The sequence below is a fragment of the Photobacterium sp. GB-72 genome (genome assembly GCF_003026095.1).
Taxonomy (GTDB): domain Bacteria; phylum Pseudomonadota; class Gammaproteobacteria; order Enterobacterales; family Vibrionaceae; genus Photobacterium.
Genome location: NZ_PYNV01000007.1, coordinates 15068 through 37603, shown reverse-complemented (window position 1 = coordinate 37603; position 22536 = coordinate 15068). Strand labels below are relative to the sequence as shown.

Annotated in this window: 15 protein-coding genes and 1 pseudogene; 9 read left to right on the top strand and 7 right to left on the bottom strand. The window is 39.7% G+C overall.

Annotation, left to right across the window (positions count from 1 at the left end; genetic code table 11):
• The first annotated feature begins 237 nt into the window (after positions 1-237).
• Both sltY and trpR read left to right on the top strand, forming a co-directional pair.
• On the top strand, positions 238-2187 hold the full coding sequence (sltY, locus tag C9J40_RS09870; RefSeq protein WP_107207307.1) for a murein transglycosylase: 1950 nt from the start codon (positions 238-240) through the stop codon (positions 2185-2187).
• Between the two features lie 156 nt (positions 2188-2343).
• A complete protein-coding gene (trpR, locus tag C9J40_RS09865; RefSeq protein ID WP_107207326.1) occupies positions 2344-2661 on the top strand; it encodes a trp operon repressor in 318 nt (105 codons plus the stop codon).
• A 48-nt stretch (positions 2662-2709) separates the two neighbouring features.
• Here the strand turns inward: trpR and yjjX are convergent, their stop codons facing one another.
• Together yjjX and C9J40_RS09855 are read right to left on the bottom strand one after the other, a co-directional pair.
• Positions 2710-3225, bottom strand: coding sequence for an inosine/xanthosine triphosphatase (gene yjjX, locus C9J40_RS09860; protein WP_107246715.1), 516 nt, complete (start codon positions 3223-3225; stop codon positions 2710-2712).
• A gap of 146 nt (positions 3226-3371) precedes the next feature.
• Entirely contained in the window at positions 3372-4013 is a 642-nt protein-coding gene (locus tag C9J40_RS09855) for a helix-turn-helix transcriptional regulator (protein WP_045128392.1), read from the bottom strand.
• A 654-nt stretch (positions 4014-4667) separates the two neighbouring features.
• On the opposite strand from C9J40_RS09855, the gene C9J40_RS09850 reads away from it, so the two are divergent.
• On the top strand, positions 4668-7142 hold the full coding sequence (locus C9J40_RS09850) for a hypothetical protein (RefSeq protein WP_107246713.1): 2475 nt from the start codon (positions 4668-4670) through the stop codon (positions 7140-7142).
• 57 nt (positions 7143-7199) lie between these two features.
• Here C9J40_RS09850 and ahpF read toward each other — a convergent pair whose 3' ends face one another.
• The 4 genes and pseudogenes from ahpF to C9J40_RS09830 all read right to left on the bottom strand — a co-directional run.
• Positions 7200-8780, bottom strand: a complete 1581-nt coding sequence (ahpF, locus tag C9J40_RS09845; RefSeq protein ID WP_107246712.1) for an alkyl hydroperoxide reductase subunit F — start codon at positions 8778-8780, stop codon at positions 7200-7202.
• Positions 8781-9032: 252 nt separating this feature from the next.
• Positions 9033-9590: an alkyl hydroperoxide reductase subunit C gene (gene ahpC, locus C9J40_RS09840; protein WP_107207311.1), complete on the bottom strand. Its 558-nt coding sequence runs from the start codon at positions 9588-9590 to the stop codon at positions 9033-9035.
• Between the two features lie 426 nt (positions 9591-10016).
• Positions 10017-11480, bottom strand: coding sequence for a hypothetical protein (locus tag C9J40_RS09835; protein ID WP_107246710.1), 1464 nt, complete (start codon positions 11478-11480; stop codon positions 10017-10019).
• A gap of 334 nt (positions 11481-11814) precedes the next feature.
• Positions 11815-12135, bottom strand: a pseudogene (locus C9J40_RS09830) (JAB domain-containing protein); the annotation flags it as partial.
• Positions 12136-12317: 182 nt separating this feature from the next.
• Between C9J40_RS09830 and C9J40_RS09825 the strand changes: the two are divergent.
• From C9J40_RS09825 to C9J40_RS09800, 6 genes are read left to right on the top strand one after another with little or no spacing between them, the layout of a single operon-like run.
• Positions 12318-12494, top strand: a complete 177-nt coding sequence (locus C9J40_RS09825; RefSeq protein ID WP_107246707.1) for a helix-turn-helix domain-containing protein — start codon at positions 12318-12320, stop codon at positions 12492-12494.
• Positions 12491-13990: a class I SAM-dependent DNA methyltransferase gene (locus tag C9J40_RS09820; RefSeq protein ID WP_107246706.1), complete on the top strand. Its 1500-nt coding sequence runs from the start codon at positions 12491-12493 to the stop codon at positions 13988-13990. Before C9J40_RS09825 ends, C9J40_RS09820 begins: the two co-directional genes overlap by 4 nt.
• Positions 13987-14871 carry a hypothetical protein gene (locus tag C9J40_RS09815; RefSeq protein WP_107246704.1) on the top strand — a complete coding sequence of 295 codons (885 nt, stop codon included), beginning with the start codon at positions 13987-13989 and terminating at the stop codon, positions 14869-14871. Before C9J40_RS09820 ends, C9J40_RS09815 begins: the two co-directional genes overlap by 4 nt.
• The gene (locus C9J40_RS09810) at positions 14868-16373 is read left to right on the top strand and encodes a class I SAM-dependent DNA methyltransferase (RefSeq protein WP_107246702.1); all 1506 of its coding nucleotides are present in this window, start codon (positions 14868-14870) and stop codon (positions 16371-16373) included. Before C9J40_RS09815 ends, C9J40_RS09810 begins: the two co-directional genes overlap by 4 nt.
• On the top strand, positions 16366-17556 hold the full coding sequence (locus C9J40_RS09805; protein WP_107246701.1) for a restriction endonuclease subunit S: 1191 nt from the start codon (positions 16366-16368) through the stop codon (positions 17554-17556). The genes C9J40_RS09810 and C9J40_RS09805 overlap by 8 nt, the downstream gene beginning before the upstream one ends.
• An 8-nt stretch (positions 17557-17564) precedes the next feature.
• Entirely contained in the window at positions 17565-20627 is a 3063-nt protein-coding gene (locus tag C9J40_RS09800; protein ID WP_107246699.1) for a type I restriction endonuclease subunit R, read from the top strand.
• A gap of 65 nt (positions 20628-20692) precedes the next feature.
• On the opposite strand, the gene drt2 is transcribed toward C9J40_RS09800, so the two are convergent.
• Entirely contained in the window at positions 20693-22348 is a 1656-nt protein-coding gene (gene drt2, locus C9J40_RS09795; RefSeq protein WP_107246697.1) for an antiviral reverse transcriptase Drt2, read from the bottom strand.
• Positions 22349-22536 lie beyond the last annotated feature (188 nt).

Genomic DNA, 22536 nt, shown 5'->3' with positions numbered 1-22536 from the left:
ATGAAAGGGAATATTTTACCTGTTCTGGACTGAAGTTTAACAGAATTGTTTATATTTGGTGGCGAGAGCAATAAAAAAACTGACTCAAAAAAGCAGGTTGATTTCGCATAAATGTAACAAAAGGCTATTCCATTATCTGAATAGGCTTATGAATTATTTGCTAATATGATTGTCTCAGATGTAGTTGCTGGTACCGTTTAGCCCAAGCAACTGGGATTCTACTTTCATCTATTTGATATGGAGCTTCTAGTGCCACGCATTCCAACTTCCCCCAATATTTTTTCGATTGCACTGTTATCACTGGGCATGATTAGCACGTTTACCGTGCAGGCAGCCTCGTTAGAGCAACAGCGTACTTGGTATGATCAGGCGCAAACAGCGTTTGATAACAATAATATGGCGGTATTTAATGCCAACAAAAGTAAATTAGGTGGGTATCCGCTATACCCTTACTTGGAATACCGTCTCTTTAATAAAGACTTAGATAATAAAACACCTAGCCAAGTAAAAACCTTTGTTAACCAATATAAGGCATTGCCTTTTAGCCAAACCATTCAGCGTAACTACCTGTCTGATCTTGCAGGGGCTGAGAAATGGCGTGACTTCCTATCGATGCAGCCAACAGAGCCAAGTAGTACTTCTCTAAAATGTTCTTACTTTTATGCTAAGAGCCAAACCGGTCATGCAAGCCAAGCATGGGCGGGAGTAGAGAAACTGTGGGAGACGGGGGGAACATTACCTGCGGTTTGTGACCCATTATTAGAAGCATGGACGGCTGCGGGTAAACGTACTAATACCTTGATTCTTGATCGTATGTTGCTAGCGTTTAAGAAAGGGAATAAGAGTTTAGCTACCTATCTTGATAAGCAACTAACAGGCAGTTCACAAGCCACGGGCGACAAAATTCTTGCGCTATTAGATAAGCCTCAAGGCGTGGCTGATTTTGCTAAACAGAGCAAAGTGACCAAGTTCAACCAAGCGTTAACTGAAGCGGCCTATTATCGCTTAGCGCGTGCTGATGTTAAGCAAGCTGTTGCTTCATATAATCAAGTGGTTGCGGGCCAGCATTTTGATAAAGCCACCAAGCAAGCATTGGCTGATGCGGTGGCATCACGACTCATGTCAACCAGTGATCCTGCGTTAGCGAAATGGCGTGATAGCAAACTGAAAACGAGCCAAAACGTGAGTATTTTAGAACGTCGTATTCGTAATTCGATCCGGGAAGCGGATTGGAGCGGCGTACAAACGTGGATCAATCGCTTGCCAAAAGAGGCGAAAGACAGCTCTCGTTGGACATTCTGGCAAGCGCAGCTACTTGCGAAAAAAGGGCAAAAGAAGCAAGCCGATAAAATTTATCAATCACTGTTAGGTGAGCGTGATTTTTATAGTGCTGCTGCTGCAACAATCTTACATAAGCCGATTGTATACCCTAATCAAAAAGGGCCAACATCGACTAAGTTAATTCAACCTTATACTAAGACCTTAAAACGTATTGGTGAGTTAATAGATACTGATAGGCTAATAACAGCAAACCGTGAATGGGGCTACTTATTATCGAGAGTACAAGGGGTACAAACTAAACGTGAGTTAGCGGTATATGCGGAAAAACATAAGTGGCATCACTTAGCGGTTCAGGCGACGATTTCAGGTAAATTATGGGATCATATGGCACTTCGTTTCCCACTCGCGCATAAATGGTGGTTTGACTTCTTTAGTAAAAAACGTGGTATACCGACATCTACCATGATGGCATTAGCTCGACAAGAAAGTGCCTTAAATATTCATGCGCAATCACACGTTGGTGCGCGTGGTTTAATGCAATTAATGCCAGCAACAGCAGCGCATACAGCGAAGAAATTAGGCCGAGATTATGCTGGTAAAGAAAGCTTATTTGATCCTGGCGTTAATATTCGCTTAGGCAGTGGCTACCTAAAAATGATGCTAGATAACAATGACGATAATCGTATTTATTCTTTTGCTTCGTATAACGCAGGGCCTGGTCGCGTAAAACAGTGGAGAAAACAGACCGACGGTAAGTTAGATGTGTATAGCTTTATTGAGCAAATTCCATTTAATGAAACCCGAGGTTATGTGCAAAATGTGCTTATGTTCGATGTGTACTACAATGAACTAATGGGTAAAAAGGCACCGTTATTAACGCAGAAAGAGTTAAAAGCCCGTTATTAATAACAGTGACTTACTATCGTGATTAACCATAAAAGCCGAGTGTTGTGACACTCGGCTTTTTCTTATTTGTAATATCGAGAATTACTGGCTGATATCTTGGTGTCGATAGATTATCAAGGTACACTGCAGCAAGATGACATACCTGATGAGGTAACTATGACAACAACTTCTGATAGCCCTGACTTCACCGAGTGGCAGAATGTACTTGATTTGATCCGCCATGCTTCTGCAGAGGAGCGAGATGCGTTGTTATTCCAAGTATTATTAACTCATGATGAGCGAGAAGCATTAATTTCACGTGTGAATATCGTCCATGAATTACTCAATGGTGAACGTAGTCAGCGTAAGATCAGTGAATTATTAGGGGTCGGTGTTGCTACAATCACCCGAGGTTCTAATGAGTTAAAACATCAGGATGATGAAACAAAAGCATGGTTAGCGAATTTTCTTGCGCAGAATAAACCAGAGCAATAATCATGTTGAAAATAGGATATTGTTATTTCAACAATATCCTATTTTTTATTAGAACAATTGCGGATTAAGGAAAGGGATCAAAGCCAAGATTAACGCTTGCTGATAAACCGAGCTTCGCGTTAATAAATCATTGGTGAGCATCGCAATCGCTCCGCCTTTTTGTTTCACATTTTGTTGGTTAAACATTTCATCCATAATGTCACCTAATTCCATGCCTTGTTGTATTTTCTCAAGGGCTAATGGCGGTAACGGTAATGATGCTGAGCGTGATTCACTATATTGCCCGCCATGCTCTATCACCATCCATGCAAAGGTAAATTTGTCGTCAATCCCCGCTTCTAATCCCACAATGTAGTTAGCATCAGGACATTGTTCACGACAGTGTTTTACCCTATTTCGAGCGCCCAACAAGGTTTCGTCATTGGTAAGGGGCTGATCTCGAACACCACTTTGGGCCGCAATACCTTCAACATTAAAACAAAGCAGAGGAAAGGCGAGAGAGAAAGCATCGCGTACAGCAGCAACTTTTGCTGGGTTGGTTGAAGCGACCATAACTGTTTGCATGAGTGAATACCTAAATCAAATCGAATGCGTCTCAGTGTACTGGAAAGATATTGAGTCGGTAAACTATTGAAATGATATCGGGAAAAGGAAAATAAAAAAGCCCGCGATTTCTCGCAGGCTTTCGTATATTCGATGTTTTCTGATAATTACAGGCGATCGTAAGCCCAATCAGATTGGATGATGTAACCGTGAATTTGAAACTCATCGTTATTAACGAATAAGTTAGGAAAATCAGGTTGTGATGTAGAGAATACAACACCATCAGCGAGTTGCGTCATATGGTAAAAATCAGGCTCACTACCACGAACAGAAGCAAAAACAGGTTGCTTTGGACGGTAATCGGCTTTTTTTGTCGCTAGCGCATAGCTACCAACAGGCGCACATTGTGAAATATTTTCGTTATCGATTAACAGGCCTAAACACTCTTCACGCTCTAGGTGCTGGGGGATCGCGCGCTTGCTGATCACCTCGACAGAGCTACCGTCGTTATATGCTGAAAAGTCTTTACGGTGAATAACAGGGATGTAAGTGCATGTCGCGGCACTATCTAACTCAGTACTGATTGTTGTTGTTGCTTGAGTACCTGTATCGACCTGACCTGTTAAAATATAACCAATAGAGGTATTTAATGTATCTGCAATTTTTTCTAGTTCACGAACTTCAATGCCGTACTTGCCGGATAGTTTACGGCTCATCGTGCCTTGTTGAAGATCTAGAGCTTCGCCAAGTTGTTTTTGGCTAATACCTTGAACCTTAGCTAAACGCTTAATTCTCTCTAAATATTCCATAACATTAGCTTCCTGCTTTAAAATAAGGTGAATGCAAAAGGGCATTCTTAAAAGTCATAATTGAGTTTACTTATTATTGTAATAAAGGAATCCCTTAAGCAACAAAAGTGAGATTTATCTAGGTAAAGAAATATACCCTGAGGGAAATATGGGTAAAAAAAGGGACAAAATGCGCGATTAAAAAAAAGTAACTAGAAGAGAATATCGCTAATACTGCATGAAATGTCACTGTAATAGTGGTTAGTGATTATAAGGTATTGATTAAAATAATTATATTAATAAATTTGATTGGTTTTCATGATGTCTCATTAAGGATTGATATGTATTCTGGTGCATATTTTATTTGAAATGGATATTAATAACCGCATTGGTTAGTGTTTGTAGGTATTTAATCGGTATTGTGTTTATTAATAGATATTTAATATTAAAGAACTTGACTATTCTCTCTTGGAATAAGTGTAAGTGCGATTATCATCATAGAAGGAATTTTGAATATCAACAAAGACTGCCATGATAATTTAAATAAAATCAATATTTAAGTTGTAGATGAGAGGTTGAGCTAAGGAATCATCGAGTACACTATCACTTCATTATGCGCCTAGGTGCGTAGCGTGTATGCTATTGGTTGAATTGTATTGATTAAGGGAATAGTTGATGAGATATATAGTGGTTTCAATTATGCTTTTGGCTATGTTTGGTTGTAAGGAAGATAATGAAAAAAGTAATATTGGACCTTTATCTGATGTAGAGTCTTTTGCACGCCCTAATGAGCAAGACGTTGTTGACAGTAATGATGCATTACCCCCAGAAAACCCTCCCGTTATAAATGATAATGTTTCTCCTCAGCCTGAAGGTTCAACGGTTGTTGATGAAGACATGAAAGATAATGTTTTTCCTCAGCCTGAAGATTCAACAGTTGTTGATGAGAATATTGAAGGAGATGAGACGCTTCCGATACCGGATCAAAATGAAAAAAAACAAGATATTAACCTACTTGTTTCAGTTGATGGTGTAAACGTTCCTCATTCAGATTTATTAGTATTTGATAAAGAAAACCGATTTATTATAAAAGATAATACTCAATATATATTACATAAAATTTCCGGCTGTAACGGTTACCTTGATAATGAACATTATATTATTAATGATATAAGTAGCTGTAACATTAATGCTGAATTTAAGAAGAAAAAATATCACGTAACGTCTAAAATTGAGGGTGATGGTGAGTTGTTACCATCAGATTTTCATATAGAAAAAGATAAAAAAACTAATGTAACTATTTCCCCAAGTAAATTTAATAAGCTTATCTCTATAAAAGGATGTAATGGCGAGTTAAAAGGTGAATTATATGCCATTGATAGCGTAAATAATGATTGTGAAATAGAAGCTTTATTTGAAAAGGAACCGTTGACATCGATAAAATATGAAAATGTAAAATATACTGAGACAAACTTGCTGGTATCACCAAAAAAAACACCGATAGTTGATGCTGTTATCACTAATATAGAAAACAATGAACCGAGCAATAAATTTAACTTCACAGATATATATTTCAATTATATTGATGGCTACTGGCACATAGATAATAAAACATCATTACCTTTAAAAATGGTTTCTGTTAAGTTTGACGGTAATATAGTGCTAATACAATTATCACAACAATTACCACCATATAGTTCTGGTGTACTCGATTTTTATTCTGTATCTCCAGCAGATATTAAACTTGAAAGTCAAACTAAAATGTTTAATCCTCAAATGATTATGGGGCCTTATCAAGATTTATGTTCTGAAAAAGAAGGTGACGGTACAACGTGTTATTCTTTACCTGATGAAGTAGAAAGAAAAATTATTGAGGTCTATTTAGCTAATATGCACTTATTGGCGAATACATTTAATTATACAAAAGAAAAAGATGCTTTTTTTGAACGACGGTGCAGTTTAAATAATGAAAACTGTGATAATTATAGTGACGATTTACTTCCTATTTCACAAAGAAATTTAATGCGATTTGGTGCAGAAGGTCACCGATTAACATTAAAAGTGATGAGAAATGAATATAAAGCAGAAGGCGTTGGAGGGGGAAGTACGCCAAACTTATCGTTATTTGAAACAACGACAGGTGGGTGGGCTTCGATTTACTACAAGTACACTAAACCTGAGTATAGTAAGTACAGACATTTTACTAATTCAGCTTACACGACTTGGTATCATGAAATTGCTCATGGCTTTGGTTATGGGCACTCGAGTGGTATGACATATGGTTTTGCTGATTATTTTTCAGCAAGCCTCGTTTCAAATGATCTAACTGATATTGAGAGAACGCAATTACCTTTAAATCCTATTCCTGAATTATTATTAGAAACTGAATTTATAGATGATAATACAATTAACATCGAATTTTTATCTAATACAGGCGCTGAATTAAAAAATGTAAAATTTGATGTTTTAACGTCTTGTCAATGGAACTACTCTCTTGAATATTATGACTCTTATGAAAATGACTCTGTTGTTATCCATTATGATGATGCCCCTAAGTGTCCTCTATTTTTAAGAGCTATATCGAGTGATTTAAAATTCATTGCCACTAAGAAAATAAGTAAGTTTGAACTAACAACATCGAAGCAATATAAGATAAAAAATAAAACGTTTACTATTCTCAGTGATAGGCTTTTAGATAGAGAAGCAAATGGATGGGGAATTAGAAGCCTTTGCCCTTTAAATAACCATTTAGCAACGAAAGATGAGTATAGTGAATTATGGCAATACTTATATGATGCTGATAAGTTAGCATCTTTATCAAAAAAACTATATTTGGCATCAGATGGTCCCAGAGATTATGTTATTTGGCAACTTAACCTCACTATGGATGAAATGGTAGCTAAACATTATGGAATGACGAAATTGTTAAACTATCAAGGTCTGGCTTGTGTTACGGATGAACCATTAAAAGCTAATGATGAATATCAGGAACTTAATCTTGATAAAGAGTTTAATGATCCAAAGTATTGGCATACAACTGAATTAAATGATGTACTTTTTGGGAAAGTTAAAAACAAAAACTTCTGGCATGTAAGTAAAATAGAAAAAGCATTGTTTAATAAACACTATTCCCTTAAGTTAAATAATTAATTTTTTATAATAAAAAGGCCGACTCTTTCGAGTCGGCCTTAAAAATTAATAGTTATACTATTTATTATTGGGTGCAGGGGTGCGAATTAAGTAATCAAATGCCCCTAGACTTGCTTTAGCACCTTCACCCATTGCAATAATAATTTGTTTGTAAGGAACTGTTGTAACATCACCGGCTGCAAAAATACCGTTAACGTTAGTATTACCGTGAGCACCAATTTCAATCTCACCACGTGGTGTTAATGCAACGGCGGATTCTTTTAGCCACTCAGTGTTTGGCACTAAACCAATCTGAACAAAAATACCGGCAAGTTCGATGTGTTTGATTTCATCCGTGTTACGATCTTTGTAGCTGATACCTGTAACGCGAGTACCATCGCCAACCACTTCTGTCGTTTGTGCCATTTTAATAATGTCGATGTTAGGCATACTTTCTGCTTTATTGATCAACACTTGGTCAGCACGTAATGTGTCAGCAAATTCAAGCACAGTCACATGTTCAACAATACCCGCAAGATCAATCGCCGCTTCAATACCTGAGTTACCACCACCGATAACGGCTGTGCGCTTGCCTTTGAATAATGGACCGTCACAGTGAGGACAGTAAGCCACACCTTTATTGCGATACTCTTGTTCACCAGGAACATTCATTTCACGCCAGCGAGCGCCAGTACTGATGATCACGCTACGTGCTTTTAGCATTGCGCCGCTTTCTAGATAAACGTGCGTATAACCATCTTCAGTATCAGCAGCTTCAACAATGTGATTAACACGCTGCTCGCTCATAATATCAACGTTGTATTGTTTTACGTGCTCTTCAAGGCTTGCCGCTAAACGAGGGCCTTGGGTTTCTTTAACAGAAATAAAGTTCTCGATAGACATGGTATCCATTACCTGACCGCCGAAGCGCTCAGCAACAACACCAGTACGGATGCCTTTACGTGCCGCGTAGATTGCAGCAGATGCACCCGCTGGGCCACCACCGACAACTAATACATCAAATGGGGCTTTTTCGGTTAGGCTTGCCGCTACTTTTTTAGCAGCGCCCGTGTCTAACTTATTTAAAATTTCAGTAAGCGACATACGGCCTTGACCAAAGACTTCACCGTTCACATAAACAGTCGGTACTGCCATGATATTACGTTCAGTGACTTCGTCTTGGAAAGCTGCGCCATCAATCATGGTTGCTTTAATACGTGGGTTAATCGCTGCCATCATGTTGAACGCTTGCACAACATCAGGACAGTTCTGGCAAGATAATGAAATAAAGGTTTCAACAACAATATCTTGATCTAAAGCTGCGATTTGGTCGATAACCGCTTGCTCTAGTTTCATTGGGTGACCACCGCTGTGTAGTAGCGCCAATACCAATGAAGTAAATTCGTGTCCCATTGGAAGACCGGCAAAGCTCATTGAGGTCTGTTTGGTTGGGTTAACCACTTGCATTACAGGCTTACGTACACTGGCATTATTATCTTCAATAACACTCACTTTATCGTTTAGTTCTGCGATCTCGTGAGCAAGCTCATGCAGTTTTTGTGCAGTGTCACTATCATCTAAACTTAATACCAGTTGGATATCTGTTTTTAAATTTTCTAAATACGCTTTTAATTGCTGCTTCATGCTTTGTTCTAACATAATCTCGCCTTTTTAATTTATTTACGGCTTAACAGCAGATAAAGAATGCGGATCTACTGTTATACGACATATCGCCTATATAAAAAGGCTTAAATATGTTTGAAGGTATTTGAATGAATAAGGCACCAAACATGACGTTTATGCTTGATGCCTTATTACTTTTAAATAAGTGAATTATTTAAAAGTAGGATAAGTAATAAGTGAATCTATATAGAGAATAAAATCACTCATTATTATCAAAGGTAAAGAAGATTAGATCTTACCTACTAGGTCTAGAGAAGGAGTAAGTGTTGCTTCGCCTTCTTTCCATTTTGCAGGGCAAACTTCACCTGGGTGTGCTGCAACATATTGTGCTGCTTTCACTTTACGCATTAGATCATCAGCTTCACGACCGATACCTTCAGCAGTGATTTCCATTGCTTGGATAACACCTTGTGGATCGATTAGGAAAGTAGCGCGGTCTGCAAGACCTTGACCTTCACGCATAACATTGAAGTTATTTGTGATATTACCCGTTTGGTCGCCTACCATGTAGTAGTTGATTTTACCGATAGTGTCAGAGCTGTCGTGCCATGCTTTGTGAGTGAAGTGAGTATCTGTAGAGACAGAGAATACTTCAACGCCGCGCTCTTGAAGCTCTGCGTAATGGTCAGCTAGATCGCCAAGCTCAGTTGGACATACAAAAGTAAAGTCAGCAGGGTAGAAGAAGAATACCGCCCACTTACCTAAAACGTCTTTCTCAGTGATTTCTACGAATTTGCCTTCTTTGTAAGCTGTTGCGCTAAATGGCTTGATTTCTGTGTTGATCATGATGGAATCCTTTTAACTATAATTTTAAGTTTTTATACTGTAGTGCAAATCAAATCTCTGAAGCCATTATTGTTAAAACAGCAAAATTTAGGAAATCGTTATAGCCGATACATTCAATAGCTTAAACCTATTAGGTTGAACGATTATTTTTAAACAGATGTTTAGATCGAGGTTAACGGGAGAAGATAAAGAATAGCTTTAGTTTAGGGGGGGACGAGATCTGGCTCTGTTATTGAAATAAAAGGGTAATGGCAGTCAGGATCTTTAACACTCAGGCGTTCAATATTTCGATGCTCTTTGCGTTAAGAAAATAAGAAAAGAAATGACAAAATCAGATACAAAAAAGGCCACTTCCTAAGAAGTCGCCTTTTAAATGTTTGTAATTAGTTCACGTTGATCTTATGAAATAATTATCTGTTTTATTGTTTATTCTACAGAGCTATTCATGCATTTACTTATAACATCTGTTGGTGTCCACGTAGTACCATCGTCAGAACAATAGTTTTCGTAAACACCTGATTTAAATTGAATTATCTTACTCCATAGCCCTTGAGTGAGATCGCGGTCAATCCAGATGTAACGATCTTCTAGATTGGTTGCTTGGTTACGTAGTGCCGATGTTGAGTTGTGTGTAAATGAATCGGTAAAGTCTTGAGAAATGTAGTTGTATTGATCTAAGTCCTCAGGGGACATTGTTTCAAAAGCTAACGCCAAATCGCGATTGGTATATATATCTTTCTCATCGAACCTAAATTGCCCACCTTCGTCTATTTTTCCGATGTGCTCTAGGCCATTCGTACGGAAAGTTAAAATAGTTTGAGCGGTTAACGACGTCGAGTTCGTTACATCTTGGCAGTCCTGCAAAGAGGTAATGTCAGCAGCATGATGTTGGTTACGTAAACCGTAGCCATCAGTCGATGCTTGTACCACTTCAATCACAGAGTTACAGCCGTCAGGTTCAATCGCAAAGTTTTCAAGCAATGTAAGGCCGCGTTCAGTCCGTTCGCGCTTCATTGAATCTTCCATTGTTTTAACTACAGTGGTTAAGTCATCTGACATGCGTTCGATACGTGCGGTGGTTGATTTGTCTTTGTATTGGACTCTTGTTACACGATGCCAATGAGTAGAGTTAGTTTCGTCTTCCATCATGTGGTTCCAATGCCCTTGCATATACTCAACGTCTGCATATACCACATTTGGATCTTGTAACATTACACGTGTTTCTTCATAAGATAACTGCATTCCCTTTACAAGGTTAGCAGCGCTAGAAGCTAACTCTGTATTACCGGATGCAATGAAATCACTGTATAGCTCTTTTACAGGTACGTTGAAGCGAAGCTGTAAACGGTACTCCTGCTCTTTCAACATCCCACTGATACGCTCGCGAGTTTCAGATTGATCTTGAATAGTTGAGCAGCTAAGCATTCCTAGATTACTGGTTTCGAGATCTCGTTGAATATTATCCCAAAGTATCGTTGTTAGCGGCGTGATATCACGAATATCCTTGTCACTAGGTATGAATATCGCGGGCGCGATTGTCATGGTATATGCCGTTTCGACAACACCAAGGTCTTCATCGATAGCACCAACAGGAACATCAACAATCGTGGGTACATAGTCAGCACAAGAAGCATCGCTATTTGATTTGATATCTAAAATATACGCACCATTGTCGCCTGTGATTGTTGTTGGTTCTCCTGCATCCAATTTACCGTTAAAGTTTAAATCCAAACCGACAGTGGCACCTTTGACATAACCATCAATGGCTTTACCTTGAATACTTCGAGTTGGGCTAGTGGTTATGTTATCTGAATCAGAGCCACCACCACCTCCACAAGCAGATAGCAGTAGCGTTGATAATATCGCAAGAGCAAGAGTTGATACTTTCAATATTTATCCCTTAATGAAAATATGTTTTAGATAAGTTTTATGTGTGAGGTAATCAGCGAGGCCGCATTTTATGTTGCGTGAGGAGGGAAATATAATGCTATGAATTGGAATTGTATTACGGGTAACTTTTTTGTATTGGTTATGTGTTCGTCTTCAAATTAAAAGCTATATCGTCGGTGGGAATGGGCATAGGTAGGGCATATATTTTATTCGCTTAGTTACTGTTAGGTTTGTTGCGCTTAATTATCTGTAGTTGGCTTATTAGGTTGTGGTGAGGAATTACGGATAAGTGTATTGTTTATGTCTCATTTTAATGCTGGTGGAAAAAAGAAAGGTTATGAGCAAAGATCACCGCAGCAGCATTGCAGTTAAATGCCTCTTTTACTACCTCTCTCGGATAAACACTTGCCACATCAATGGTGCCAAAGAACAACTCTTTGTACTCAATAAGCCGATGTTGGTTATCTAGCAGTAATACAGCAAACACTTCACGTTCATAGCTAGCCATTTTGTATTGTAGGAACTCTTTCGTTGCCTGTGGATTGGTAAACACATCACCACGTAAATATCGAGTAGCGACAATCTCTGCGGCTTTTTCTAATACTTGGTTTGCTGTCATTGGAGTATGAACAACATAGTCGTTTTGTTTGTGCATAGCTTTGATTCCATATAGTAAATGGGCTTCTACACAAGATGAAATATATCTGAGATTTTTTTGATTCTTTAAAGGACAATTGATTGCATAATCAGGCTTAGATCATTGCCGCTTCCCCAATTTTCCCATATTCTCTCACCATCAATTCTAAAGAATAAAACCAACATGAGATAACACTCTGAATGGTAGACCAAATTTTGACCTTGAAAGAGGTGGCTGCTTATCTGAAGTTGGCCGAAAAAACAGCATATAGGTTAGCAAGCGAAAGAAAGCTTCCTGGTTTCAAAGTCGGCGGTTCTTGGCGTTTCAAACGTGAAGATCTTGAAACGTGGATAGAAGAGAATAAGAGCAAGCAATGACATTAATAAATCTCAAAGACTTAGAAGCGCACCTTTGGCATGCGGCCCACATCATTACGGGACCAATTGACGCTTCAGACTACAAAACCTACATCTTCCCAATCTTGTTCTTTAAGCGCATCTGTGATGTTTACGATGAAGAATTCGAAGAAGCGATGGAGCAAGTGGATGATGAAGAGCTTGCGAAAGGCGATATGTTTCACCGCATTCAAATTCCAGCTAACTGTCATTGGAAAGATGTGTTTGCAGAAACCAAGGATATCGGCCAAGCCCTAAAAGATTCATTCCGTGGTATTGAGCTAGAAAACCCACAGCTACATGGAATTTTTGGTGACGCGAGTTGGACCAACAAAGAGCGTCTATCAGACGAACTGCTATCGACACTACTCAACCATTTCAACAAGGTTAACCTTGGTGTATCGAGTGTGCGTAATGATGATATGGGCCGTGCTTACGAATATCTCATCAAGCGCTTTGCTGATAAAGCAAACAAGAAAGCAGGTGAGTTCTATACGCCACGTACCATTGTTCGTCTTATGGTTAATATTCTAGACCCACAGGCGAACGAGAGTGTATATGACCCGGCTTGTGGTACAGGCGGTATGCTGCTTGAAACCATTCACCATGTTAAAGAGAACGGTGGTGACCCACGTCTTCTAAAAATCAAAGGTCAAGAGAAGAACCTGACTACCGAAGCGATTGCTCGAATGAACTTGTTCCTACACGGACAAGAAGACTTTGAAATCGTACGTGGTGATACACTTCGTGATCCTAAGTTTTTGCAAAATGACCAACTAGAAAACTTTGACTGCGTAATCGCAAACCCACCATTTAGCTTAAAAGAGTGGGGTTACGACTATTGGACAAGTGATCCTTATGGCCGAGCAAGCTTTGGCTTAGCACCAAAAACCAACGGGGATTTCGCCTGGGTGCAACATATGTTTGCTTCATTGAATGATGAAGGGCGAATGGCGGTAGTGCTGCCACATGGTGTGCTTTTCCGTGGTGGTGCCGAAGGTAAAATTAGAACCAAACTATTAAAAGAGAACCGCATCGTGGCGGTAATCGGCGTGGCTTCAAACCTGTTCTACGGTACAGGTATCCCTGCTTGTATTCTCGTATTGCGTAAAGCAAGACCAGAAGAGCATAAAGACCATGTTCTGATTGTGAATGCGGAAGAGATCTTTACTAAAGGTCGAGCGCAAAACACCTTGTCAGAGCCTCAAGCTGATGAGATTTACGACATCTATCAGAACATGCGCACCAAAGGGCCGAAGGCAGACGACATTGAAGGTGTTGCACGTTGGGTGCCACATAGCGAGATTGAAGAGAACGATTTCAACTTGAACATCGCTCGTTATGTACAAAAGCCGCTAGAAGAAGAAACCATTACCGTTGAAGAAGCATTGAAAGATTTCCAGCAAAAATTAGCAGCCTTAGAGGCCGCTGAGCAAGAGTTAGAAATCTTGTTAATCAAAGAGGGGTTTGATATATGAAATTAGAGAAAGCCTATTCCTTAGAACTAAAACAGGAAGTTTCACCTGTAGATGCGGACCGTAAATATCGTGATGGGAAGATAACTTCTAAGTTTAAATTCGAATGTCCAGATGATAACTGCAATGCGGCGGTTACATGCGCCAATTTAGATAGACCAAAAGCGAAACGGAAAGTAGAGCCTTACTACAAAGTTGTTGAAGACCATTCAGAGCAATGTTTAATAGGTAAAGACATTTCAGAAACTAAAAGAAAGAAAACTAAATATACCGATATTTATTCTGAAAAAGATGAATACATATCTAATGCCGTGAGGTTAAACCTCCGTCCGCACAGTACAAAAAGGCCTATTGAACAAGATAGTTTAGCGGAAGAGGAATTCGTGACTAGAGGGCGACCTAGGCCTGAAAATGAGGATGGAGAAGAAGGTAAGAGAAAGAAGCAAACTTCTAAAGTTCTATCGTCGATGGTTGATTCATTTCTAAATAATGAAAACATTATTGTTCAATTGCCTGAAATTGGCACTATGCCAATTCAAGATTTGTTTGTGGAAATTGACGGACAGAACCTAAATGATTTTGTTGATGAATTTAGAATCTATTATGGTAAAGCTTGGTTTAATGAATGCTCTACAGGGTTTAGAGTTGTTTTTGCAAATAAGCTTCACTTCGAAGATGTTAATACTCGCCCATGCTTCTTCATTTCAAGAAACCAAATTGCAGAAACATTTTATCGTTTGTTTCAAGAAAAAAAACTAAATGAGCAAGTGGATAAAAAGCCAAGATTGGTTTTTATTGCTAGTGAAGTCAGTCCGCACTGTAAAGGTCAGTATATCAACTTTAAGCTCGAGGAATTAGAATATTTGGATTACCGCTCGCTATGAATAAAAACAAATTAGAAGACCTACTGTGGGGTGCTGCCGAGTTCCTGCGTGGCCAAATTGATGCGTCTGATTACAAGCAGTATGTATTCCCACTGCTGTTCTTTAAGCGTCTGTCGGATGTATATCTAGAAGAGTATAACGAAGCACTTGAGCTGCACGAAGGTGATGCCGAATATGCAGCGATGTCGATGTACCACCGTTTCGATATTCCAGAGGAAGCAAGCTGGGAGAAAGTTCGTAATACCAGCAAAGACATTGGTGAAGCGATTCAAAATGCACTGCGTTTGATTGAAGCAAAGAACGAGCGTTTGCACGGTGTATTTGGTGATGCGCAATGGACCAACAAGGAACGCCTACCGGATCACTTGCTGTCAGACCTTATTCAGCATTTCAGCAAAATCCCACTAGGCATTAAGTCTGTTGCTCAAGATGACTTGGGTGAGGCTTACGAATACCTGATCAAGAAGTTTGCGGATGATTCAGGGCACACTGCAGCCGAGTTCTATACCAACCGTACCGTTGTGCATTTGATGACCCGTATCATGAAGCTTAAGCCGGGTGAGAGTGCGTACGACCCAACTTGTGGTACAGGCGGTATGCTGCTTAATGCCGTGATGGATTTACGTGCGCAAGGGGAGGAGTCTTCAACCAATGGACAACAGTGGCGCGGTGTTCATTTGTATGGCCAAGAAGTAAACTTGCTAACATCTGCCATTGCACGTATGAACATGTTCCTACACGACATTGAAGAGTTCGATGTCATGCGCGGCGATACCTTAGGCGACCCAAAGTTTATCGAGAACGATCAACTAAAACAGTTCGATGTCATCTTTGCTAACCCGCCGTACTCCATCAAAAAGTGGAACCGTGAAAAGTTCGCGGCTGACCCGTATGGGCGCAATATGTACGGGGTGCCACCACAAGGTTGTGCTGATTACGGTTTTTATACCCATATCATCAAAAGCTTAAAATCGGATACTGGTCGTGCGGCTATGCTGTGGCCTCACGGTGTTCTGTTCCGTGATTCTGAGCAAGCAATTCGTAAGCAGGTGATTGAATCTGACATCATTGAAGCGGTGATAGGGCTTGGGCCAAATCTGTTCTACAACTCGCCAATGGAGTCGTGCGTAGTGGTGCTTAACTGCAATAAGCCAGTTGAGCGTAAAAACAAGATTCTCTTTATCAATGGTGTAGAGCATGTAACTCGCGAGCGTGCCCATAGTCGTTTATCTGGTGATGATTTGGATGTGCTTTGTGAAGCTTATTTCCAACCAGACAACCAAAGTAGTATTACTGCGCTGGCTGATTTAAACACTATCAGTGAAAACCAATACAACTTATCTATTCCACTTTACGTGAAAGCGAAGGTTAGTGAGGAAGTACATGATATCGAACATGCTATTGAGTCATGGAAAATGAGCCGAGTACAACTGAAGAAGCAAACCAACAAACTATTAAATAGCCTCGAGCAGTTAGGTTACGAGGTAAAGAAAGATGACTGATAAGCAAACTGTAAAATTCGGTGATATCTGTAAAGAAGTAAAGCTAACGACCAAAGATCCTATTGGTGATGGTTATGAGCGTTACATAGGGTTAGAGCACTTAGATTCGGGCTCGCTTAAGATAAAGCGTTGGGGGATGATTGCTGAAGATAACCCAAGCTTTACTCGAGTGTTTAAGAAAGGCCAGATTTTGTTTGGTAAACGCCGTCCATATTTAAAAAAGGCCGCGATTGCTGAATTTGATGGGATCTGTTCTGGTGACATAATAGTTATGGAGGCTAAGTCCAACTTAACCGATAAAGAATTATTGCCGCATATTATTCAATCTAAAGTAATGTGGAACTGGGCTATACAGAACTCTTCTGGATCATTATCACCCAGAACAAAATTTTCTGTGCTAAAAGAGCTTGAAATTATCTTGCCTGACAAACAGCAAATGTCTCGCTGCCTTGAGGTTATTGATAAAGCTCAAGAATGCTTTGATCGAATAGACTTATTACATGCTGATATTTACAAGATTAAGACGAAGCTTGCTTACGATAGGATGCTAAAAGGCAACTGGTATCGCCAGATATTCATGAAGCCGGATGAGGCAAATATTCCCAAAAGGTGGAGGCTAACTACTATTGGTGATGTTTTGATTGATACTCAATACGGTCTTTCAGAAGCTTTGGAAAAGGAAGGTGAGTATCCTGTTTTGAGAATGATGAATATAACCAATGGGTATGTAGATCCAAATGATATGAAGTACTTATCTTCAGGTTACGGAGATGCGGAAAAATATACTCTGAACAAAGGTGATTTGGTCTTCAATCGAACTAATAGTATGGAGTGGGTGGGGAGAACTGGTATTTTTGAGCTTGACGATAAGTATCTCTTTGCATCGTACCTCATTCGATTAGTTGTGGATGAATCGCAAGTTTCGCCTTTTTATCTAAATCAGTATTTGAATCTGCCTCTGGTTCAGTATCGATTAAAGGCATTTGCTACACCTGGTGTTAGTCAAGCAAACATAAATCCAGGGAGCTTAAAAAGCTTGCCGATTTTACTACCGCCGATAGATGAGATAGCCGAAACCGATACTCTACTGAGACTCTTTGATGAAAACATTAAGTCAGTTGTATCGCAGAAGCATGATTCAATGTCAGTTCTTGAAAACCTAAAGTCAGAGTATTTTAGTTAGAGGGTAATATGTTTAACGAACAAACCGTCACAGAAAATGGAATTATTGACCGCCTAAAAGGCTTAAGCGGAGTAAAGTGGAATTACTGTCATGGTGAGAGCTTGCCTAAGCAAACTCACGATATCTTCGTTGATACCTGGCTTAAAGACGCACTTTGTTCGTTAAACCCTGATATTGGCAACAATCCCGATTACGCCGATGAAGTGATCTACAAACTTCGTGGCTTAATGTTGGAAGCTAAGCACACGGGCTTAGTGAAAGCTAACGAGAATTTCCATGAATGGTTGATGGCAGATAAAAGCCTACCGTTTGGTGAAAATGGTGATCATATCACTATCAAGCTGATTGACTTTGATACCCCTGAAAACAATCACTTTGTTGTTTCTCAACAGGTTCACTTCATTGCCGCGACAGAGGTGTTCTTCGATATCGTTCTTTATGTGAACGGTATCCCGCTGGTGGTGGGGGAAGTAAAATCAGCGACTCGTCCAAGTGTCACCTGGCAAGATGGCGCAGCCGATTTTATGGGTGGTCAAAAGCATTATTGGAAAAATGTTGAGCCGTTCTTCGTGCCAAACCTTCTGTGCTTTGCTTCTGAAGGACGCACCTTTGCTTATGGTGCAATCAATGCGCGAGTGAAAGACTGGGGACCATGGCATAAAACCGATCAGCGAGATGAGATTCCAGCTAGCTTAGCTACCGTACTTGATAGCTGTGAAGGTTTGTTAAACCCAGAAACCTTGCTGCAAATGCTAGAATCATTCGCGTTGTTCTCAACGGTGAAGACAGGTAAAGACACGTCACCTAAACGCATTAAAATCTTACCGCGTTATCCGCAATTTGAAGCCGCAAAGCAAATTGTTGAACGTGTAAAAAAAGGCTATCCGAAGAAAGGGCTTATCTGGCACTTCCAAGGTTCGGGTAAGTCCTTACTTATGCTCTATGCCGCTCGTATGCTCCGTGCGGATAACAAGTTGAAAAATCCAACCGTGTTAATTGTGGTAGACCGTCGAGATCTCGATAGCCAAATCAATGAAACCTTTGGTGGAGCGGATGTTAAAAACCTCATCAAAGTACAAAGCTGTAAAAAGCTTGGTGAGCATATTGAACAAGATAGTCGCGGCATTTTGATCACCACCGTGTTCAAGTTTAAAGATGTCGAAGTCGATGAGAGCAATGAAAACGGTTTAAACAGTCGTGACAACATTATCGTGCTGGTGGATGAAGCGCACCGCACTCAAGAAGGCTCCCTCGGCGATAAAATGCGCTGGGCGCTGCCTCATGCTCACTTCTATGGTTTAACTGGTACACCGATTTCTGGTATTGACCGCAATACCTTCAAACTCTTTGGTGCTGAAGAGGATGAAGGGCGCTACATGAACCGCTACAGCTATAAGCAATCCATTCGAGATAAAGCGACCAATGCGGTCAAGTTCGAGCCACGTTTGGCTGAGCTTCGTGTGGACCGTGCTGCGATTGATGAAGCCTTTGAGCAAATGGTCAAAGACAATGATCTAGACGATGATGAGAAAATGGCATTGTCTAAACGTGCTGGCCGCTTAGCGATTATGTTGAAGGCGCCTAAACGCATGAAGGCAGTAAGTGAAGATATTGCCAATCACTTTGTAGGCCATGTAAAGCCGAAGCAGATGAAAGGCATGGTTGTGGTCTATGACCGAGATGCCTGTGTTCAGATGTATTATTTACTCGGTAAGAAACTAGGCTTTGATGCGGTAGAAGTAGTCATGAACGTCGACCAAGCACCAATCAAAGATGAAGACGCAAGTAAAAAGGGCAAGGTTAACAAGGACTGGCGTAAATGGAAGCAAGACCTTGAGCTGCCTATCATCGAATCAGACTTTGAACGTTGGCAAGAGATTGATGGTAATGATCAAAAGCAGAAGAGCTTGATTGAAGATTACAAAGATCCAAAACAACCACTTCAATTGCTAATTGTCACCGCAAAACTCTTGACCGGATTCGATGCGCCTATCTGCTACTGCATGTACTTAGATAAGCCATTACGTGACCATACCTTGTTGCAGGCAATGTGTCGTACTAACCGTTTGTACGAGACGGACAATGTTAGCAAGCAAATGGGCCTCATCATTGATTACCTTGGCGTATTTGAGAACCTGCGCACCGCACTTGCTTATGATCCTGAAGAGATCGATGGCGTGGTAGAAGGTATTGAGGCTTTTAAAGAGCTTTTGCCAGCTCAGTTAGACAAGTGTTTAAGCTTCTTTCCTAACGTCGACAGAACCTTGGAAGGCTTTGAAGGTATTATGGCAGCGCAAGCTTGCTTACCGACGAACGAAAAGCGAGACGAGTTTGCAGCCTCTTTTGGTGTATTAGCTAAGTTATGGTCTGCGATTAACCCAGATGCGTTCTTAACCCCTTATCGAGCTGACTATAAATGGTTGGTTCAAATCTATGAATCTGTCCGCCCTGTAGGGCAAACAGGCTCTCTCGTGTGGGCTGCGTTAGGTCCAGAAACCATTAAGATGATTCACGAACATACTGATATTAATCGTATTCGTGATGATATTGATGAACTGGTGATGGATGAGCACGCTATTTTCACCTTGACGGAAAAAGAGCAAGAGAAGCGCGCAAGCCAGTTAGAAATCGATCTAATGGGGCGCCTGCGTGGTAGCGGTAATCCGAAGTTCATTGCTCTCGGTGAGCGTTTAGAAAAGCTTCGTCAGGACTATGAAGCTGGTGTCATTAAAGCTATCGATTGGTTAAAAGGGCTGCTTGATACCGCAAAAGATACTGTGCAAGCCGAGCGTGAAACTGGCGATTCACCAGTAACTCAAGAAGATAACAAACAAGCACTAACAAAACTGTTCTTAGAAACTCGACCAGAAAGCACGCCTAAGCTAATCGGCGATGTAGTAGAGCAGATAGACAAAATTGTAAAAGCCAAACGCTTTAAAGGTTGGCAGAGCTCGAACAGTGGCCCACGAGAGATTCAAAAGGCATTGTTACTGACGCTTGCTCAGTTTGGTTTAGGAAAAGACAAAGAGTTGTTCGCCAAAGCGTACGGTTATATAGAAGAGTACTATTGATTCACAAACTTTAGCTTATCCCCAAGCACTCAAGTGATAGCTTGGGGATAATGTAAAGTCTAAAGTTATGGATCGATTTTAATTCTTTTAGAAATAGTCTTTATTTGAAAGTTAATTTCTTTTTGGTGTCTGCTTAATTGCTTTCTAATCGCTGGAGACTTCATTGTTTTTGCTGAGCGATAAGCATAAGTAGGGAAATTACTTTCTCCGACATGGCTGTATAGTTCACGTAATTTTTGGCGTTTAAGTGAGCCTGTTGGGTCATACTTTCTTTTTAGTTGGAGATGATATTTTATCCCACGTTTCAGTTTTTTCTGATATCTAGACATAGAAGAAGATCGAATGGTTACGTTTTCCCCGTCAAACTTAAAACCGAGATATTGTAATCGAGAATAGATAAGTTCTGTTCCTGCTATCCTTGCACATGCGATTCTTTTTGTTAAATTCTCCCTATTTTTTTCTGTTTTGTTGGGATACTTTGCTTGAAGGATGTTATCAGGCATGAAAGCATATTTTTCTGTCTTCTTTTTATTAACATCAAGTTTGAATTCATTGGCTAGATCATATACAAAATTTTCAAGGTTTGACGCCGTTTGTATGATTTCTATGTGCTCATTAATTGGTAAAATACAAAGTAAATCATCACAGTAACGATAGTATTTCCCGTTTAAAGATTTAGTATAATTTTTTAGTTTGATATCAAAATCAATCATGTAAATATTTGAAAGTAGTCCACTCATCGGTGATCCTTGTGGGATCCCTTTACTTTCACGGTTTTTCTTTATTAGAAGCTCTTTGGTCTTGACGAGTGTTCTAAAGCTCTTAGCCGAACAGAGTCTAATTCGACGATTATTTTTTGTTATAGGACGTTTCGTTTCAGGCAGTGAGTTATACGCCATCTCTTTTGTAATGCTTCGAGAGACGTTTTTAGGGTTGTTTTTAGATATCTTAAAGCAATCATAAACTGCATCTCTGTCGACATATGAATATGAGGTTATTGATTGATAAACGTTAAAGTGATCAGCCGGAAGTCTGTCGATATTTGACGATTGTTGTACTACTTGTAGCCATTTGTTTTTTAATATTTCATGATCGAGAATATCGAAAAAACTACTAACGTCAAATGCTAATACGACACACTTTTCACTATTTTTAATGTCTTCAAATGCTTTATAACTGTGATCAATGTTACACACTTTAGATCTAGATTGAGATTTTCTAAAGGCAAGGACATTTTCATCAAGATTTTTTGAAGCAAGTAGTTTTTCGTAGTCATAGCTAAGTAACTCTGAATAATAAGAGTATATCAAACTATCAAAATGGCTAGCGTAACATATTGGTCTTAATTTCCAAGTTGCATATTTATGCGGATTACCTTTTGTTGATATTAAAGCTTTAGATACATCAGGATCTGAATCAATAATGTCTTTTATTTCTTTTGGTAGGTTATTTTTATCATTCAGGCTGGGTGGTAAGGCAATAGAATGTTCTGATAAAAGATCAGAGAGTAGCTTAATTTTCTCAGCTTTAGCTTTATAGAATATAAAAGGCCAAAAGGAATGCTTCTTGATATAAGAAGGTTGGAAAACTTTCTGGCAAGCCAGTGCAAGATCAGGTTTTACGTCAAAGTGTAGGTAGTTAGACCTATTTTTACCTCTCGGATTACCGCTGCATTCTGAAAATTTATTTATCCAGGATAATTGAATATCTGATTTTTTCATGGGAATGACGAAACTGGAGAGCGAGGTTTCGGAAATCTCATATCAAATGTGACAATACTAAGTATCGACTAAAGTCAGTTTCACCCAGTCGCCTTTCGCATGCTCTCCAGTCCAGTGACGGTCTGAATCTCTATGACAAAAAATAGAGGAATGTATCACAAGCTTTCATGTAGATTACCTGAGCACAA

Excerpts from the sequence above, each read along its gene's own strand:
- sltY (WP_107207307.1), top strand. The coding sequence starts at position 238 with ATGGAGCTTCTAGTGCCACGCATTCCAACTTCCCCCAATATTTTTTCG.
- trpR (WP_107207326.1), top strand. The coding sequence starts at position 2,344 with ATGACAACAACTTCTGATAGCCCTGACTTCACCGAGTGGCAGAATGTA.
- yjjX (WP_107246715.1), bottom strand. The coding sequence starts at position 3,225 with ATGCAAACAGTTATGGTCGCTTCAACCAACCCAGCAAAAGTTGCTGCT.
- C9J40_RS09855 (WP_045128392.1), bottom strand. The coding sequence starts at position 4,013 with ATGGAATATTTAGAGAGAATTAAGCGTTTAGCTAAGGTTCAAGGTATT.
- C9J40_RS09850 (WP_107246713.1), top strand. The coding sequence starts at position 4,668 with ATGAGATATATAGTGGTTTCAATTATGCTTTTGGCTATGTTTGGTTGT.
- ahpF (WP_107246712.1), bottom strand. The coding sequence starts at position 8,780 with ATGTTAGAACAAAGCATGAAGCAGCAATTAAAAGCGTATTTAGAAAAT.
- ahpC (WP_107207311.1), bottom strand. The coding sequence starts at position 9,590 with ATGATCAACACAGAAATCAAGCCATTTAGCGCAACAGCTTACAAAGAA.
- C9J40_RS09825 (WP_107246707.1), top strand. The coding sequence starts at position 12,318 with ATGGTAGACCAAATTTTGACCTTGAAAGAGGTGGCTGCTTATCTGAAG.
- C9J40_RS09820 (WP_107246706.1), top strand. The coding sequence starts at position 12,491 with ATGACATTAATAAATCTCAAAGACTTAGAAGCGCACCTTTGGCATGCG.
- C9J40_RS09815 (WP_107246704.1), top strand. The coding sequence starts at position 13,987 with ATGAAATTAGAGAAAGCCTATTCCTTAGAACTAAAACAGGAAGTTTCA.
- C9J40_RS09810 (WP_107246702.1), top strand. The coding sequence starts at position 14,868 with ATGAATAAAAACAAATTAGAAGACCTACTGTGGGGTGCTGCCGAGTTC.
- C9J40_RS09805 (WP_107246701.1), top strand. The coding sequence starts at position 16,366 with ATGACTGATAAGCAAACTGTAAAATTCGGTGATATCTGTAAAGAAGTA.
- C9J40_RS09800 (WP_107246699.1), top strand. The coding sequence starts at position 17,565 with ATGTTTAACGAACAAACCGTCACAGAAAATGGAATTATTGACCGCCTA.
- drt2 (WP_107246697.1), bottom strand. The coding sequence starts at position 22,348 with ATGAAAAAATCAGATATTCAATTATCCTGGATAAATAAATTTTCAGAA.